This is a genomic window from Mesorhizobium sp. WSM1343, assembly GCF_055901535.1.
In genome coordinates this window covers 5,350,992-5,367,128 of the sequence record NZ_CM148370.1, presented here as the reverse complement: position 1 = coordinate 5,367,128, position 16,137 = coordinate 5,350,992, and the positions used below count along the sequence as shown (strand labels likewise).

At 61.7% G+C, this 16,137-nt stretch carries 14 protein-coding genes and 1 riboswitch; of the genes, 6 read left to right on the top strand and 8 right to left on the bottom strand.

Going from position 1 to position 16,137, the window contains the following annotated elements; all coding sequences use genetic code 11:
* Positions 1–5: 5 nt before the first annotated feature.
* Complete coding sequence (locus AC0NIL_RS26280) at positions 6–1,361, bottom strand: glutamine synthetase family protein (protein WP_013532930.1); 1,356 nt, start codon at positions 1,359–1,361, stop codon at positions 6–8.
* A 483-nt stretch (positions 1,362–1,844) separates the two neighbouring features.
* Here AC0NIL_RS26280 and ftsZ point away from each other — a divergent pair, with 483 nt between their 5' ends.
* On the top strand, positions 1,845–2,879 hold the full coding sequence (gene ftsZ, locus AC0NIL_RS26275; protein ID WP_013532929.1) for a cell division protein FtsZ: 1,035 nt from the start codon (positions 1,845–1,847) through the stop codon (positions 2,877–2,879).
* Positions 2,880–2,936: 57 nt separating this feature from the next.
* Here ftsZ and fba read toward each other — a convergent pair whose 3' ends face one another.
* The 3 genes from fba to AC0NIL_RS26260 all read right to left on the bottom strand — a co-directional run bounded on the left by fba (position 2,937) and on the right by AC0NIL_RS26260 (position 6,167).
* A complete protein-coding gene (fba, locus tag AC0NIL_RS26270; protein ID WP_224674009.1) occupies positions 2,937–4,001 on the bottom strand; it encodes a class II fructose-bisphosphate aldolase in 1,065 nt (354 codons plus the stop codon).
* Positions 4,002–4,165: 164 nt separating this feature from the next.
* Positions 4,166–4,639 carry a 6,7-dimethyl-8-ribityllumazine synthase gene (locus AC0NIL_RS26265; RefSeq protein ID WP_275953805.1) on the bottom strand — a complete coding sequence of 158 codons (474 nt, stop codon included), beginning with the start codon at positions 4,637–4,639 and terminating at the stop codon, positions 4,166–4,168.
* Positions 4,640–4,716: 77 nt separating this feature from the next.
* Positions 4,717–4,931: riboswitch (FMN riboswitch) on the bottom strand.
* A 66-nt stretch (positions 4,932–4,997) separates the two neighbouring features.
* A complete protein-coding gene (locus tag AC0NIL_RS26260; RefSeq protein WP_275953804.1) occupies positions 4,998–6,167 on the bottom strand; it encodes an MFS transporter in 1,170 nt (389 codons plus the stop codon).
* A gap of 49 nt (positions 6,168–6,216) precedes the next feature.
* Between AC0NIL_RS26260 and AC0NIL_RS26255 the strand changes: the two genes are divergently transcribed.
* On the top strand, positions 6,217–6,756 hold the full coding sequence (locus AC0NIL_RS26255; protein WP_275953803.1) for an Lrp/AsnC family transcriptional regulator: 540 nt from the start codon (positions 6,217–6,219) through the stop codon (positions 6,754–6,756).
* Positions 6,757–6,766: 10 nt separating this feature from the next.
* Here AC0NIL_RS26255 and mtnA read toward each other — a convergent pair whose 3' ends face one another.
* Complete coding sequence (gene mtnA, locus AC0NIL_RS26250) at positions 6,767–7,861, bottom strand: S-methyl-5-thioribose-1-phosphate isomerase (protein ID WP_063171610.1); 1,095 nt, start codon at positions 7,859–7,861, stop codon at positions 6,767–6,769.
* A complete protein-coding gene (mtnK, locus tag AC0NIL_RS26245; RefSeq protein ID WP_275953802.1) occupies positions 7,858–9,132 on the bottom strand; it encodes an S-methyl-5-thioribose kinase in 1,275 nt (424 codons plus the stop codon). Before mtnK ends, mtnA begins: the two co-directional genes overlap by 4 nt.
* A gap of 135 nt (positions 9,133–9,267) precedes the next feature.
* On the opposite strand from mtnK, the gene AC0NIL_RS26240 reads away from it, so the two are divergent.
* From AC0NIL_RS26240 to AC0NIL_RS26225, 4 genes are all read left to right on the top strand, one after another.
* Positions 9,268–10,779: a sugar ABC transporter ATP-binding protein gene (locus AC0NIL_RS26240; RefSeq protein WP_013532922.1), complete on the top strand. Its 1,512-nt coding sequence runs from the start codon at positions 9,268–9,270 to the stop codon at positions 10,777–10,779.
* A gap of 79 nt (positions 10,780–10,858) precedes the next feature.
* On the top strand, positions 10,859–11,854 hold the full coding sequence (locus AC0NIL_RS26235) for an ABC transporter permease (protein WP_027163850.1): 996 nt from the start codon (positions 10,859–10,861) through the stop codon (positions 11,852–11,854).
* A gap of 51 nt (positions 11,855–11,905) precedes the next feature.
* Complete coding sequence (locus tag AC0NIL_RS26230) at positions 11,906–12,958, top strand: substrate-binding domain-containing protein (protein WP_023808755.1); 1,053 nt, start codon at positions 11,906–11,908, stop codon at positions 12,956–12,958.
* A gap of 195 nt (positions 12,959–13,153) precedes the next feature.
* Positions 13,154–15,538 carry a hypothetical protein gene (locus AC0NIL_RS26225; protein WP_473572736.1) on the top strand — a complete coding sequence of 795 codons (2,385 nt, stop codon included), beginning with the start codon at positions 13,154–13,156 and terminating at the stop codon, positions 15,536–15,538.
* 13 nt (positions 15,539–15,551) lie between these two features.
* On the opposite strand, the gene AC0NIL_RS26220 is transcribed toward AC0NIL_RS26225, so the two are convergent.
* Both AC0NIL_RS26220 and AC0NIL_RS26215 read right to left on the bottom strand, forming a co-directional pair.
* The gene (locus AC0NIL_RS26220; protein WP_275953799.1) at positions 15,552–15,824 is read right to left on the bottom strand and encodes a type II toxin-antitoxin system RelE/ParE family toxin; all 273 of its coding nucleotides are present in this window, start codon (positions 15,822–15,824) and stop codon (positions 15,552–15,554) included.
* A 1-nt stretch (position 15,825) separates the two neighbouring features.
* Positions 15,826–16,083 carry a type II toxin-antitoxin system RelB/DinJ family antitoxin gene (locus AC0NIL_RS26215; protein WP_275953798.1) on the bottom strand — a complete coding sequence of 86 codons (258 nt, stop codon included), beginning with the start codon at positions 16,081–16,083 and terminating at the stop codon, positions 15,826–15,828.
* Between the last annotated feature and the right edge of the window lie 54 nt (positions 16,084–16,137).

Here is a 16,137-nt window from a genome sequence, read left to right as displayed (position 1 = left end):
CCGATCTAGACGCTCTCGAGGTATGTCTCGATCTCGAAGTCGCTGACATTGAGCGCGAATGTGTTCAGCTCCTGGCGTTTGCAGGCCACAAAGGAGTCGCGCAGGATGGCTGGAAAAATCTCCGCCACATGCGTCCCGCTCTCGAAGGCGGCGATGGCGGATGCCCAGTCCGGCGGAAGCTTTGCCGGCGGAAGTCCCTGGCCGTCTGTGCCGATCGGATCACCGGGCGACAACTGTCTTTCGATGCCGGTCAGTGCGGCGCCCAATATGGCCGCGAGCACCAGATAGGGGTTGGCGTCGGCTCCCGATACGCGGTGCTCGATACGGCGAGCAGCGGTCGGTCCGCCCGGAATGCGGATCGCGACCATGCGGTTCTCATAGCCCCAGGCGACCGCGGTTGGCGCATAGGATCTTGGGCGCAGCCTGCGGTACGAATTGAAGTGCGGCGCGAATACCAGCGTGCTCTCGGCCATTGCCGCAAGCAGGCCACCGACTGCATGGCGCATGGTCTCCGAGCCCTGGTCGGTGCCGTCGTCGAAGACGTTGCGCCCTTCACCGTCGACCAGGCTGAAATGAACGTGAAAGCCGTTGCCCGCCCGGTCGCCATAGGGCTTGGCCATGAAGCAGGCGGCAAAGCCGTGCTTGCGGGCAATGCCCTTCACCGTGCGCTTGAACAGCACCGCATCGTCAGCCGCCCGCAACGCGTCCGCGACATGGTTCAGATTGATCTCGAACTGACCGACGCCGTTTTCGGCGATGGCCGTGTCGACGGGAATGCCTTGCGTCCGGCAAGCCTCGTAGACGTCATGGATGAAGGATTCGAAATCGTCGATTTCGTCGATCGACAGCGCCGCGTCGGAATCGAGCCGGCGTCCGGTCACCGGCGAGACAGGGCCGACCGGCCGCTGCGATTGCGGATCGACGAGGTAGAATTCGAGTTCCGTTGCCGCGACCGGGGTCAGGCCCAGGGCCTTGTAGCGATCGAGGATGCGGGCCAGCGCCCGTCGCGGGTCGCCGAGATAGGGCGCGCCGCTTTCGTCGGCAAGCCACAGCGGGACAAGTGCCGTCGGATGCGCCGTCCAGGCCACCGGCAGAATGCCGCGCCCGGTCCATTGGCACAGTCCATCGGCATCGCCGGTCGAGAAAACCAGGCTGTTGCCTTCGATGTCTTCGCCCCAGACATCCAGTCCGATCAGCGAAAAAGGCATGCGCAGCTTGCCTTCCAGCGCCTTTCTTGCCTGCTCGACGGGAATGCGCTTGCCGCGCATGATGCCGTTGAGGTCGCACACCGCCGCCCTCAGGCTCTGGATGTCGGTTCTGCTTTCAAGCCAGTTCAAAACGTCCGCAATTGCATCGCTCAATTTAAAACCTCTGGTTTTCGAAGGTGCCGCAGCCTGACCGGCCGCACGTCCCTGGTAAAAATAGCTGGTGAGTTTTAGGAAAACAGACGTGGCTGTCGCCAAGCGCTTTTCCTTATTTTTTCAAGTCACTAGCTGGTATGTCGGGAGGCATTTCAAAACCAATTGCGCGATCTGCGATCGCAACATAGAGGTTGGAGGGCGGAATGCCAAGCACGAGCCGGTAAACCAGCGCGCAGCCGCTATCGGCGGGAGCGGCGAGCTCGCTGCGGTAAGATCTGGCGCACGCAGCGCCCGAGCCACGCTGTGCAAAACGGTCATCACAAATCTTGACCTCGCATGCACTTGCACCTCTGGCCGCTGTCTGGCTTTTTGGGGTACCCATCGCAACGGACTGATTCGCGTCATGCCGCTCGATTGCAATATGCCCAAGGCAGTCTGCGGGTGGGTCGTGAAGCGCGCGCAATTGACGAAGGAGAAACAGGCATGGCCGAGTTCAAGAAGCCCGAAATCTCCGAGATGAGACCCAAGATCACCGTTATCGGCGTCGGCGGCGGCGGCGGCAATGCCGTCAACAACATGATCGCCGAGCAGCTTCAGGGTACCGAATTCATCGCCGCCAACACCGACGCGCAGGCGCTGACCATGTCCAAGGCGACGCGGCTGATCCAGCTTGGCGCTCATGTCACCGAAGGGCTGGGCGCCGGATCGCTTCCCGAGATCGGTCGCGCCGCGGCCGAGGAATCGCTCGACGAGATCATGGATCATCTGGCCGGCACGCATATGTGTTTCGTCACCGCCGGAATGGGCGGCGGCACGGGAACCGGTGCGGCTCCAATCATCGCCCAGGCGGCGCGCAAAGCCGGCATCCTGACGGTTGGCGTCGTCACGAAGCCGTTCACCTTTGAAGGCCGGCGCCGCATGCAGATGGCCGAAGAAGGCATCGAGCGGCTGCGCGAGAGCGCCGACACGGTGATCGTCATCCCGAACCAGAACCTGTTCAGGATCGCCGATGCCAAGACCACCTTCGCCGATGCGTTCGTCATTGCCGACCGGGTGCTCTATGCCGGCGTCAGCTGCATCACCGACCTCATCGTCAAGGAAGGCCTGATCAATCTCGACTTCGCCGATGTCAAATCCGTGATGCGCGACATGGGCCGCGCCATGATGGGCACCGGTGAGGCTTCCGGTGAAGGCCGCGCGATGAAGGCGGCCGAAGCCGCGATCGCCAACCCGCTGCTCGACGAAGTGTCGATGAAAGGCGCCAAGGGCGTGCTGGTCTCGATATCGGGCGGCAGGGACATGACCCTGTTTGAAGTCGACGAGGCCGCCACCCGCATTCGCGAAGAGGTCTACGAGGATGCCGACATCATCGTTGGCGCCATCTTCGACAAGGGCATGGAAGGCCGCTTCAGGGTCTCGGTCGTGGCGACGGGCCTCGACCGTGCTTTTGGCGCCGAGGATGCCGACGCCGGCATCGCGCGCGACCACGCCGGTCAGCCGGCGCGGACGCTTCAATAGTGTTCGGTAAACGGGCAGGGCGCTGCCGCGCTCCTGCCCTCGATACCAGCGTTCAGCTCAGCCGAACTTCGGGTCCAGACTGCCCGACTTGTAGCGCTTGGCCATTTCGGCGACCGGCAGCGGCTTGATCTTCTGCGCGTTGCCGGCGGTGCCGAACTGTTCGAAGCGCTCCTTGCAGAGCTTGCGCATGGCGGCCATGGCCGGTGTCAGATACTTGCGCGGGTCGAACTCGCTCGGGTTCTCGGTCAGCACCTTGCGGATGGCGCCGGTCAGCGCCATGCGGTTGTCGGTGTCGATGTTGATCTTGCGCACGCCGTGCTTGATGCCGCGCTGGATTTCCTCGACCGGCACGCCCCAGGTCGGCTTCATCTGGCCGCCATATTTGTTGATGATCTCCTGCAGGTCCTCGGGCACCGAGGACGAGCCGTGCATGACCAGGTGCATGTTCGGCAGCCGGCGATGGATCTCTTCGATGACGTTCATGGCCAGCACCGCGCCGTCCGGCTTGCGCGAGAATTTGTAGGCGCCATGGCTGGTGCCCATGGCAACCGCCAGCGCATCGACATGGGTGTCCTTGACGAATTCCACCGCCTGTTCGGGATCAGTCAAAAGCTGGTCGTGGCTGATCGCGCCTTCGACGCCGTGGCCGTCTTCCTGCTCGCCGCCGCCGCTTTCCAGCGAGCCGAGCACGCCGATCTCGCCTTCGACCGACACGCCGCCCCAATGCGCCATGTCGACGACGCGCTTGGTGATGCCGGAATTGTAGGCGTAGTCGGCCGGCGTCTTGCCGTCTTCCTTCAGCGATCCGTCCATCATGACGGAGGTGAAGCCGTACTGGATCGCGGTGACGCAGGTGGCTTCGTTGTTGCCATGGTCGAGATGCATGCAGACCGGAATGTCGGGATGGATTTCGACCAGCGCGTCGATCAGCTTGGCCAGCACCACGTCATTGGCATAGGCGCGCGCGCCGCGGCTAGCCTGCAGGATGACCGGCGAATTGGTCTCCTCGGCGGCCTCCATGATGGCGAGGCCCTGTTCCATGTTGTTCATGTTGAAAGCGGGCACGCCGTAGCCGTATTCGGCGGCGTGGTCGAGCAATTGTCTCAGTGTTATGCGAGCCACCCAATAGTCTCCCGTATCTGGTTTCAAGCGCAACGTCGCGGGCCGGCCGGTTTGCCGGTCGGCCCTTGATGCTTCTGGCGGGATTTCAAGGGAACCGCAACCTTCGGAGCGCTTCTCGATCGCAATTCTTGTTGCAGGGTTGAAATCCGGCCAGTTTGACGACCTCAGGCCGCGATCAGGTCCCGCGCCGCCAGGAGTTGCACGCAGGCGTTCGCCGCTTCCTTGCCCTTAGCGGTGAAGTGCTCGAAGAAGAAGCGGTGGTGCTCGGCGCTGTCGTGGTAGTTGTGCGGGGTGAGCACCGCCGACAGCACCGGCACGCCGGTCGACAGCTGCACGTTCATCATGCCGTCGATGACGGCACTTGCGACGAACTCATGCCGGTAGATGCCGCCATTGACCACAAAGGCTGTGCCGAGGATCGCGGCATAACGGCCGGTCCCGGCCAGGGTCTTGGCATGCAGGGGGATCTCATAGGCGCCCGGCACGTCGAAAATGTCGACGGTGAAGCGTTCGCCTCCCAGAGAGGCCAGTTCAGCTTCGAAGGCCTGTACGCACTGGTCGACGATGTCGGCATGCCAGCGCGCGCGGATAACGGCGATGCGGGTCGTTTCATAGTCTTTATGGGAATGCTGATTCATGGGTCCATCCTTCCGTTTCGAACCAGAATCAGGACGCACGATACGGATTAAGCCCGCGAAAAGCGGGCCGGCTTCCGTTTCGTCCTCTTCCATCCGGACTGTAACCGTCGGCTCCGGAATCACACCGGATCTGCTGACCTTTCCACTAGAGCGCCACGCGTCCCTTGGACGCGTAAAGGACGCTCTAGCACTTAAGAATCCACGCATTGATGCGTGGACCGGAAAGCGCTCGCGGGCTTGGGTAGAAACCCTTACCGCCGGTGGGGACTTTCACCCCGCCCTGAGAACATTAACGGCTTTGTATGAAAGGGCAGGACGCTGCTGTCAACCGTGAGAAGGTTGGGCCAAGCACGTTCGACTACCGCGTGCGCCACGCCGCCGCCGATGCGGCGATCAGCATCAGCAATGCTGCGACCATTGCGCAGGTGGCAAAACCAAAGCTGGAGTAGAGCGGCCCGAAGCTGGTGGTGCCGACAAAGACCGCGAGGTAAGTCACCGCACTGTTCAGCCCCATGATCGTGCCGCGCCGCGACGGATCGAGCGCCGACAGGCGCATCACCAGGACGTTCAGGCCGAAATGATTGGCCAGTCCCCAGATTGCCACCATGGTCAAGGTCAGCCCGAAACTGTCGCTCGTCGCCGCCATCGCGACGTAGACGACGGCGACAAGAAGATAGGCAAACGGCATGACGCGCCGCGCACCCAGTCTGTCGATGATGCCGTCGAGCAGAGCAGCCGTCCCGAAGCCTATGCCGTAGGCAAGCGCCGCCAGGCCATTGGCACTCACCGGCTGTCCAAGCCCGACATGAAGATGGTCGCCGAGATAGCCATAGACGCCGTAGAACGAAGTCATGAAGGCCGCGCACGCGACCAGCAGCGGCAAGATTCCGGGAATGCCGAGCGCTTCCAGCGGGGCGGGCGCCGGTCCGGCCTTCCTGGTGTCGCTGAGCGACGTCACTGTCAGTCCCATCCATGCAAGGGCCGCAAGCACCGCGACCGCCACGAAAACGGCGCGCCAATGCACAAGATCGGCAAGCACGGCCGACAGCGAGACGCCGGCGACCATGCTGAGCGTCCATCCGGTCAGCACGACGCCGATCGTGCCGCTCTCCCTGCCCGGTGGGGCGATGGCCGCCGCGCTGGCATAGATCGCCGGCATGGCGACGCCGGCGGCGATGCCGGCCAGCAGCTGTGCGGCGACCAGCATGATCACCGTGGGTGCCGCGGCGCTGGCGACCAGCGCCAGTGCCAACAGCAGCAGTGCGCCCTGCAGCATTCTGCGAGCACCGAGCCGGTCGATGTAGCGCGCCAGGAACAGCGCGCTGGCAGAGGTGCCGAGGCCGAACGCGGCCGCCGCAATCATCACGGCCGGCACGCTGGTCCCGAACGACGAGGCGACAGCCGGTGCAATCGGACCCAGCACAAGCGAGTTCGAGCCGATGACCGCGATGCAGCCCGTCAACAGATAGGCAAGCGCCGGGATCGGGGCTCGGGCAGTCAATGGTGCAAGTTGATCAATGTTCGACATATCGGCATAATGGCCGTATTCTATTCAGCGGAGAACCAGGAATTTCGCCATGGATGAAGAAACAGATGGCATTCTGCAGAACAGGCTGGCGGCCCGCGATCTCGACGCGATAGACCGAAGAATATTAGGTGTCCTGGTCGATGATGCCACGATCAGCTACGCCGAACTCGGCGATCGCGTCGGCTTGTCGCCACCGGCAGCGCATGAGCGGGTCAAACGGCTCCGGCGCAGCGGCGCCATCCGCAACACGGTCACCATCATCGATCCCCGGGCGGTGAAAAAGCCTTTGCTTGCCTTTGTCCATATCGACACCAGGGGCTGGGGAAAGACGCCGGAACTGATGGCGGTCTCGCAATATCCCGAAGTGGAGGAAATCCATACCGTCGCCGGCGACACCTGCATGCTGCTGAAGGTCCGCACCGAAGACACCAGGGCCCTCGAAGGCCTTTTGGCGCGCCTCTACGAAACGCCGGGCGTCACCTCGACGCGCAGCTATGTGGTGCTCTCGACCTATCTGGAGCGGCCGGTGCAGCCGGGTATCACCGAGACTTGGCCGACACCCAAGCACATGGCCGAGCCTCTGTACTAGAAGCGAGCGGCTACGCCCGCTCGGGAAACATCTGCTTCAGGCCCTCGCGCGAGGCCTTGGCGACACCGCGCTCGGTGATCAGGCCGGTCACCAGCCGCGCCGGCGTCACGTCGAAGGCCGGGTTGGCCGCCGGCGTCGTCTCAGGCGAAATGCGCACCTGGGCAATCTCGCCGGCGGCGGTCTTGCCCCAGACCAGCGAGACCTCGTCGGCCGAGCGTTGCTCGATCGGGATTTCGGCCAGTCCGTCATGCACCGTCCAGTCGATGGTCGGCGACGGCAGCGCGACATAGAACGGCACGTCGTTGTCGGCGGCGGCGAGCGCCTTGAGATAGGTGCCGATCTTGTTGCAGACGTCGCCGTCGGCGGTGGTGCGGTCGGTACCGACGATGACCATGTCGATTGCGCCGCGCTGCATCAGATGGCCGCCGGCATTGTCGACGATCAGCGTGTGCGGCACGCCGTGCCCGGCCATCTCCCAGGCGGTCAGCTGGGCGCCCTGGTTGCGCGGCCGCGTCTCGTCGACATAGACATGGACCGGAATGCCGGCTTCTGTGGCCAGGTAGATCGGCGCGGTCGCCGTGCCGTAATCGACCGTCGCCAGCCAGCCGGCATTGCAATGGGTCAGGATGTTGACCGGCTCGCCCTTCTGCTTGCGTGCCGCGATCGCCTTGATGATGGCGAGACCGTTCTCGCCGATGGCGCGATTGAGGCCGACATCCTCGTCGGCGATCTCACTGGCCCGCCGATAGGCGGCTGCGGCGCGCTGTTCCGTTGGCAGCGGCCGCAGGAAGCGCCGCATCTCATCGAGCGCCCAGCGCAGATTGATCGCGGTCGGCCGCGTCTCGTGCAGGGTCTCCCACACGGCGTCGAGCGCTGCATCCGACGCATCGTCGGCCATCTGCATGGCGACGCCATAGGCAGCGGTGACGCCGATCAGCGGCGCGCCGCGCACCCACATGTCGCGGATGGCGGTGGCGATGCCGGCAACCGTGCCGATCCTCTCGATGCGGAAATCATGCGGCAGCCAGCGCTGGTCGATGATATCGACCGAACGCCCGTCGTCGCTCAGCCAGATGGTGCGATAGTGGCGGTCGCCGACGTTCAAATGCTGCTCTCCTGTTCGATCAACGCGGCCAGTTGGTTGACCTCGTCGATGCTATGGATCTGGCGCCGGTTGACGGCGAGGTGGCGGCCGAATTTCAGCGCCTTTGCTTCACAACTGGCGCGCAGATCCTCGTCGGCAATGGTCTCGAAATCGGCATTGTGAGCGAGACCGAGGATGCGCCGGTGCACTTCGACGCCGGCAAAGCCTAGCAGGTCGGTCCAGATCTGGTGCAGCACATGGTCGAGCGCCTGCTCTGAGGCAAGGATGTCGCCCTGGTCCTCGAACAGGCTCTTTTGGTAGAGCATGCCGGTGCGCTCGCTGCGCCATAGATGCGAAAACTCGGCGCGGAACACCGACCAGGTCTCGACCGTCACACCGAGCAGATAGGCGCGCATGGCGTCGCGCTTGCCCTTCTGTTCGTGGCCGCGTTGCGAGAAGAAGGACATCCAGAAATTGGCAAGCAGCATGCCGACGTCGAAAGCCATCGGGCCGTAGAAGGCGAACTCCGGATCGATCATCCGGGTCTCCGTGTCGGTGACCATGATCGAACCGGAATGCAGGTCGCCATGCAGCAGCGTTTCGGCATTGGCGGCGAAGATGTGCTTCAGCCGCTGCGCCTCGACCTTGAGGTCGCGGTCGGCGCGCAGTTCGGCGACCAGGCCGTCGAGCTGCGGCGAGGTGTGCCGGTTCATCTTGGCATCGAAATAGGGATCGGAGAACACCAGGTTTTCGGTGATGTCGCAAAGCTCGGCATTGTCGGCGAACAGCGCCAGATCGGCCTTGCGGTCCTTGGCGGTCATATGCAGGTCCGAGCCGCGAAACAGCGTGCGGGCCATGAACAGGCCGATATCCCGGGCGATGTTCGGCAGTTGGCGGCCGTCGATCAGGGCACGGCGCAGGATGATATGCGGCGGCGCAAGATATTCCATGATGATCAGCGCCTGACCTTCATCGAAATAATGGATCGCCGGCACCGAGCCCGGCGCGCGCGCCTCTTGCCTGGTCAGCGCGTAATATTCGAAGAAGGAGCGCTTCAACGGCAGCGGCCAGCTGTCGCCGACCAGGCGGACATAGGGCAGGGCCTGCTTGACCACGGCCGCACCGCTGGCGCCCTCGACGATGAACACCAGGTTGAGATTGCCGTCGCCGACCTCGCGGACCTTCCAGGCGCCGGTGTCCTTGCCGATCTTCGCGCACAGCGCCTCGTTGCCGCCAAGGCGTGCAGCCAGGGTTTCGACCGACAGGGCTTCGAACGGCAATTCTTCAGTCATCGTTATCCTCCCGCATATGCGCTTCCAACATAACGGAGGCGTGGCGGCCGGGCCAAGCTAGGAAGCGATCTGGCAATTGTCAATCGTGTTGACAATTGCCGATGCAGCCCATAGCGTCATGTCAGGGAGGAACGCATGGTCGGCAATGCCGTGTTCCGCGTAGAGGGACTGAGGAAATCCTTTGGCCATAACGAGGTGCTTGGCGGCGTCTCGCTGGAACTGCATGCCGGTGAAGTGACCGTGCTGATGGGCGCCAACGGCGCCGGCAAATCCACTCTCGTCAAGATCATCTCTGGTGTCTACGAACGCGGCGGGGGGACGATGGTGCTCGCCGACCAGGATTTCGCGCCGAAAACCCCGGCCGAGGCGATCCGCGCCGGCGTCGTCACCGTGCATCAGAACATCAACGACGGTGTCGTCGCCGATCTCGACGTCGCCACCAACCTGACGCTGGACCGGCTGAGCGGCAGCGGTGCGCCGACCCTGTTCAATCCAATGCGCGTGCGGCGAGAGGCCAAGGCGGTTGCCGACCGCATGGGGCTGGCCATCGATTTGAAGGCGCGGGTGAGTGATCTTTCGCTGGCCGATCGTCAGATGGTGGCGATTGCCCGCGCGCTGGCGCACAAGCCGAAAGTGCTGATCCTCGACGAGCCGACCTCATCGCTCTCCAGCGCCGAGGCTGATCGGCTGTTTGCCCTGATCGACAGGCTGCGCGAGCAAGGCGTGGCCATCCTCTACATCTCGCACCGTATGTCGGACATAAGGCGGCTGGCCGACCGCATCGTATCCATGCGGGACGGGATCATCTCAGGCATTTTCGACAAGAAACCGCTCGACTATGAAGGCGCGGTCAACGCCATGCTCGGCCGCAAGATCCATCTCGACCGGATTGTTGTCAGGGATTCGGCCAATGCCGTCTTCAAGATAGACGGTCTGCGCATCGCACAAGGCGCACGGCCGATCTCGCTGACGCTCGGCGACGGTGAGGTCGTTGCCATCACCGGCCTCGTCGGCGTCGGCAAGACGGCGCTTGCCGAGACGCTGTTTGGCGTGCGCCAGCCGCTGGCCGGCACAATGACGCTGAACGGCAGGCCTTATGCGCCTGAAACAGCCGGCGAGGCGATCGCCGCCGGCGTGTTCCTCGTTGCCAAGGACCGCGGCGAGAACGGCATCGTCGGCGGCTTCAACATCCAGGAAAATATCAGCCTGCCGTTTCACAAGCGCATGTCACGTTTCGCTGTTCTCAAGCGCCGTCTGGAACGCGCCACGGCGCGCCGACAGATCGAGGAGCTGGGCATCGTCTGCCGCTCCGAGAAGGACGAGATGTCGGAGCTCTCCGGCGGCAACCAGCAGAAGGTGATGGTCGCCCGCTGGATGGCCCAGCATGCGAGACTGTTCATTCTGGACGAGCCGTTTCAGGGCGTCGATATTTCCGCCCGGCGCGACATCGCCGCCAAGCTCAGGGCCAGTGCAAACGGACGCGCCACGCTGCTGTTCGTCACCGAACTCGACGAGGCGCTGGAGACCGCCGATCGCATCCTGGTCATGTCGGAACAGACCATCGTCGGCGAGCACCGCAATGCCGATGTCGATCTCGACCGCCTGTTGGCCGAGGTCGCCGGCGGGCCGCTGCACAGTGCCGCCTGAGCACGGGCGTTAGGAATGGGAATGGAAAGAGCATGGGTTCGGATTGGCTAAAAACGGCAGCAGCGCGCGGGAGCGCCGAATGACATTACGCGACCACGCCATCCGCTACGGATTCATCGTGCTCTTGTTCGGGCTCGTCGCCTATTTCTCGACCGCCGCCGACGGTTTCGTTTCGCCGCAAAGTGCGGTTTTCATCTTCCAGTCGGTCGCCATCACCGGCGTGCTGGCGCTCGGCGTCACCGCCACGCTGGTCGTCGGAGGTTTTGATCTGTCGATCGGCTCGGTCGCCACCTCAGCCATGATGGCGGCCGCCTATGTCATGGTGGTGCTGGAGCAGAACGCCCTTGTCGCGGTCGTCGTCTGCCTGCTCATTGGCGCCATCGTCGGCCTGATCAATGGCTGGCTGATCGTCTACATGCGTGTGCCCGATCTGCTGGCGACGCTCGGCATGATGTTCCTGCTCGTCGGCCTGCAGCGCATTCCAACCGAAGGCCGCTCGATCGCCACCGGCATGACCATGCCGGACGGTTCGGTCGCCAACGGCAAATTCTCCGATGCCTTCCTGGCGCTCGGCCGCCACCGCTTCGACTTCTTCATCCCGAACCTCATTCCAGTGTCGGTGGTGGTGCTGCTCGTGCTCGCCGTGCTGATCTGGTTCTTCCTCGAATACACACGTTTCGGCCGCATGATGTATGCCGTCGGCAGCAATGAGCGCGCCGCCGAACTCGCCGGTGCGCCTGTCAAGGCATACAAGATCTGGGCTTACGTCATTTCAGGTGTTTTTGCCTCGATCGGCGGCATTTTGCTCGCTGCCCGGCTTGGACGCGGCGACATCGCCTCGGGTAATAATCTGCTGCTCGATGCGGTTGCCGCGGCGCTGATCGGCTACGCGGTGCTGGGTGCCGCCAAGCCGAATGCGTTCGGCACAGCCATCGGCGCGCTGTTCGTCGGCATCTTGCTGCAAGGCCTGACGATGATGAACGCGCCTTACTACACGCAGGATTTCATCAAGGGCGTGGTTCTGGTCGTCGCCCTTGTCTTCACCTTTGCGCTTTCGGGCAGGGGCAGGAGATAGCTTTCGACCGGAACAGGATTTTCGAGTTCAACAAGAGTGGAGGAAAACAAAGTGAGCATTACAAGAAGACTTCTGGGGAAGGTGGCGCTCGGATTGGCCGGCGCAACCATGCTGATGCAGGTCCCGGCTTTTGCCGCGGACAAGCCGGCGCCCTTCGACAAGCCCGGCGTCAAGATCGCGCTGGTGCGCTATCTCTCGACCGGCGACTTCTTCCAGGCCTATCTCTCGGGCGTCGAGGCGCAGTCGAAGGCGCTCGGCATCGACCTGCGCGTCCTCGACAGCCGCCAGGATGCGGCTCTTCAGTCCGACATGGTCGATCAGGCCATCGCGCTCGGCGTGCAGGGTATCATCATCCAGCACGGCCTGACCGAATCGATGAAGGACGCCGCGCAGCGTGCGGTCGACGCCGGCATCAAGGTTGTGGCCTTCGACGTCAATGTCGAAAACCCCAAGATCCCGCAGATCGAACAGTCCGATCGCGACCTGGCCCGCCTCGCGCTCGAGCAGGCGGTCAAGGACAATGGCGAAAGCTGGAATGCCGGCTATGTCTATGTCGCCGGCATCGCGCCGCTCGACCGCCGCAACGAGACCTGGGTTGACGTCAAGAAGAAATATGCCGGCATCAAGGAAGTCGCGATGTTCGGCACGCTCGACAATCCGATCGCCAACTCCGTCGCCAACCAGGCGCGTTCGGTGCTGACGGCGCATCCCGACATCAAGGTGATGTTCGCTCCCTATGACGAATTCGCCAAGGGCGTGAAGATCGCTGTCGACGAAGCGGGCTTGAACAAGGGCATCAAGATCTATTCGGCCGACATTTCGACCTCGGACATCGCTGCGATGCGCGAGCCCGACAGCGCCTGGGCCGCGACCGCCGCGACCAACCCGGCCGTCGTCGGCCAGGTCTCGGTGCGTGCGCTGGCACAGCTGCTGGCCGGTGAAGACCCCGGCCACAACGTCGTCGTGCCGCCGACACTGATCACCCAGAAGGACCTCATCGACAAGGACATCAAGAACATGGAGGACCTGTCGGCCAAGCTGCCGCAGTTCGCCCACGCCGATGTCGCGATGCCGGCCTGGATGCCGAACCCGAACGCCAAGTAACTTTCGCTATCGAAGGCCGCCTGCAGCCGCTTGCTGCAGGCGGCCTTTTTGCTGAATATATTTTTACAGGTTTGCCGGATTTCAATTGTCGCAGAAACACAGTTTGCGCGTTGCAGGAAACAGGCGCGAAAGTGTCGGTTTAATGGATATTCGCGACAATATATCGGTATAGCTTTTCAGTATCGAGGATCTAATTTGTACATACCGCCATGGACCATCCTCGCAGGACTGGGAACCCTCACCCGCCAGGAGCTGTGCCAGCTTCTTCCGCATTTTGAAGAGACCAACCTTCTGAACATTGCGGCTGATAAATTCCGAGATCTTGGGGCTAAGTTCGACAGGGCTCCAGATGCTCAAACTGAAGCCGCCTTCAAGCAGCGGCTAATAGAATCCTCCGAACGGATTATGGTCTCGAATGCAACTGACGGCGCCCTACGCGTCAGGTTATGGGATCACTTACTGTCCGCGTTCGAGATCGAGGCGTCCCTCCCGCTTTCAACGCGCGTTGCGAATGTAAAATCCGCCGATCTGGCTCATCATGCAGCACTGACGCTCTCAGACCAATTGAAGTCTGAAAAGGAAGCCGAAAGCCTTTCATCGCCTGGGAAGGTATGGAAGCGTCTGATGGCCATCTTCTCCAAGGGAGAACCAGATTTCAGCGCTATAGTAGTTGCGCAGGCTGAAATCATAGCGCGCGCCGTTGCAGAGGCTGCACAGAACGGCACCCTAGCTGCTAACGACAAAGCGGAACTGGTCAAGCGGGTACGGGAGCAGATTGAAGAGTTGCCTCCCGAACTCCGTAGCGAGGCGATGGAACGAGCCCTGAAATCGGGCGACACAGCAATTATCGGCCTGCTTGCATCAGGAACGTCCCTTGTTAGTGTTGGGATCGCAGTGAAGCTTGCTGGCTTCAGCGCTTATATCTTCGCGGCACAGGCAGCAGCAATTATTCCGTTTATCGGCGGCTCGACCACCGTCTCCATGCTGTTTGTTCTCGCAAATCCGCTTTTTATCGGACCAGTTGTTTTGGGAGGGGCCTACATTGCAGGTAGGCACGTCAAAGGCGTACATGCAAAGCGGCTCTCATCAAACATAGCTGTGCAGCTCGCCCTCAAAGGCGTCGCTGTCGGCCGTGCCGGGCTGCGGACAACCCTTGATGATTTCAAGAACCTGTGGGTCTCTGATTTTGACACATGGCCCGAAAAGCGCCGGAGCAGGATTCTCACCAAACTTTCCGATGTCCGGAAAAGAGTAGGCTCTCCCCTACCGCCAACGCCATGGCCGCCGGAGGGGATACTAGCCAAGCCTCTGAAAGACGATACCGGCAGTGCATTGCACCAAATCCTGTTCTCCAGAAACGGAGGAAACTCTGGCGAGGCTTTGATCCTGGGTGGTCTCACCGCTGGCGACATTCTCTACGATGCTGCCGCGATCGATCCCACGGTGCTCGCCGCGGCTGATTTTTCGCGATCGGAAGATATCTCGAATATTTTTGATTTCGGCATCTTCGCGGACCGCATCGGGTCCATGGCAGAGGAATCCGGGGCCGGTGCGGGGAACAATTTGCGGGGCTATGTGGCCGAGCAGATTGTTGCAACCCGTCTTGTCGAGCAAGGCCACATCGTCACGTTTCCGAACACATCTAACAATCCCGGCTTCGACCTATTGGTCGACGGGCATGCCTTTCAGGTAAAATGCCTGGCGGGCATTTCGGGTCTTCGGGAACACTTCGATAAATATCCGGACATGCCAGTATTCGCCAATAGCGAGCTTGCCGAGGCGGTTGCCGCTACCGCTGAAAAATGGGCCAGGAAGGTTTTTTACGTCGAAGGCTTCGATCGAGAAATAACCGACTTCATCATGCAGGCAGCGCTGGACGCAGGTGCATCTCTTGGCGAGATGGATGTTCCCTATTTCGCTATTGCAGTCTCCGCCGCTAAAAATCTGTTCGGTTGGTGGCAGGGAAGGGTTCCTCTTGCCGATCTGCCTTTTTCAGTTGTGCTGGATGGCGCTGTAAAAGGTGGGCTTGCGGCGGCCGGCGGGTTCTCCGGCAATATCCTCGGCTTGTTGCTGTTTGGTCCCGCCGGTGCGCTTGTCTTTGGAGGCGTCGGAGGAGCTGGAGCAATTCTGGGATCCCGTTGGACCCGTCAGCAGGTGACCCGTCTGGTTTCAGGCAATTGGCTCAAATCTCTCGATGAAACGACCAACCGGCTACACCGTGCCCTAGTTGACGAGATTCAGGCTAAAATCAGACTTCTGATTGAGAAACGCAGCCAGATTGCCGTTCAGGGTCATGAACAGGAAGCATGGTTTCTCGCTCGTGTTGCTGATGATGTTGTCGCGCTGGCCGAGCACATTTACGAACTTGAAAACGAGATCGCCCAGCAGGAGCAGCCGGAACGCGCGCGTATGTGTCTTCAGTCGATGACGGAAGCGAGCGTCCATCCCTGGTCCGTACAACAACAGCTGTCTGGAGTCCTTAGTAGCCTTAAGGAACAGCCCTCCCTGACGGAGGCAACATCCAGGAAGGCGCTGGAAGCGTGGGCTGTACTTAAATCGAAGCTGTCGCAGAAATCCTGAGTTTCCGGCTTGCCTACTCATTGAACAGGTCGGAATGGGAACCAGTGCGGGCAAGCTGTAGTTCATCGTCAGTAACGCGGTAGATCAAAAGCCAGTCCGGTTCTATGTGCGCGTCGCGATAGCCCTTCCAATCGCCTTTCAGAGGGTGATCCTTGTAACTCGCCGGCAGCTCATTTCCGGCGATCAGAAGGCCGAGCAACTCGCGCAATTTGCCGAGGTCTTTGCCACGTTTCTCCATACGTTTCACATCCCGGCGGAATTGCCCGGAGCGAACGGGAGCCAGCATGTCAGATACCCAAATCCTTGAACAACTCGTCGGCCGTGGCGAAACGCTTGCCCTTGCCCTTTTCCAATTCGGCCATGGCCTTTCGCGTGGTTGCGTTCGGCACCTTCACTGGAAAGGGAAATTCCTTGTCCGCGGCAACGCGGACCAGCAGCAGGCGGATGGCATCGGAAACTGACAATCCCATCGCCGCCAGGGCTTCCGTCGCCTGATCCTTTGTCGCCGTATCGATCCGAGCGCGGACTACGGTATCCGTTGCCATGTCAAAACTCCTCTGAGGGCTACAATGTAGCTACAGAGCCCCAGATGCGCAAGC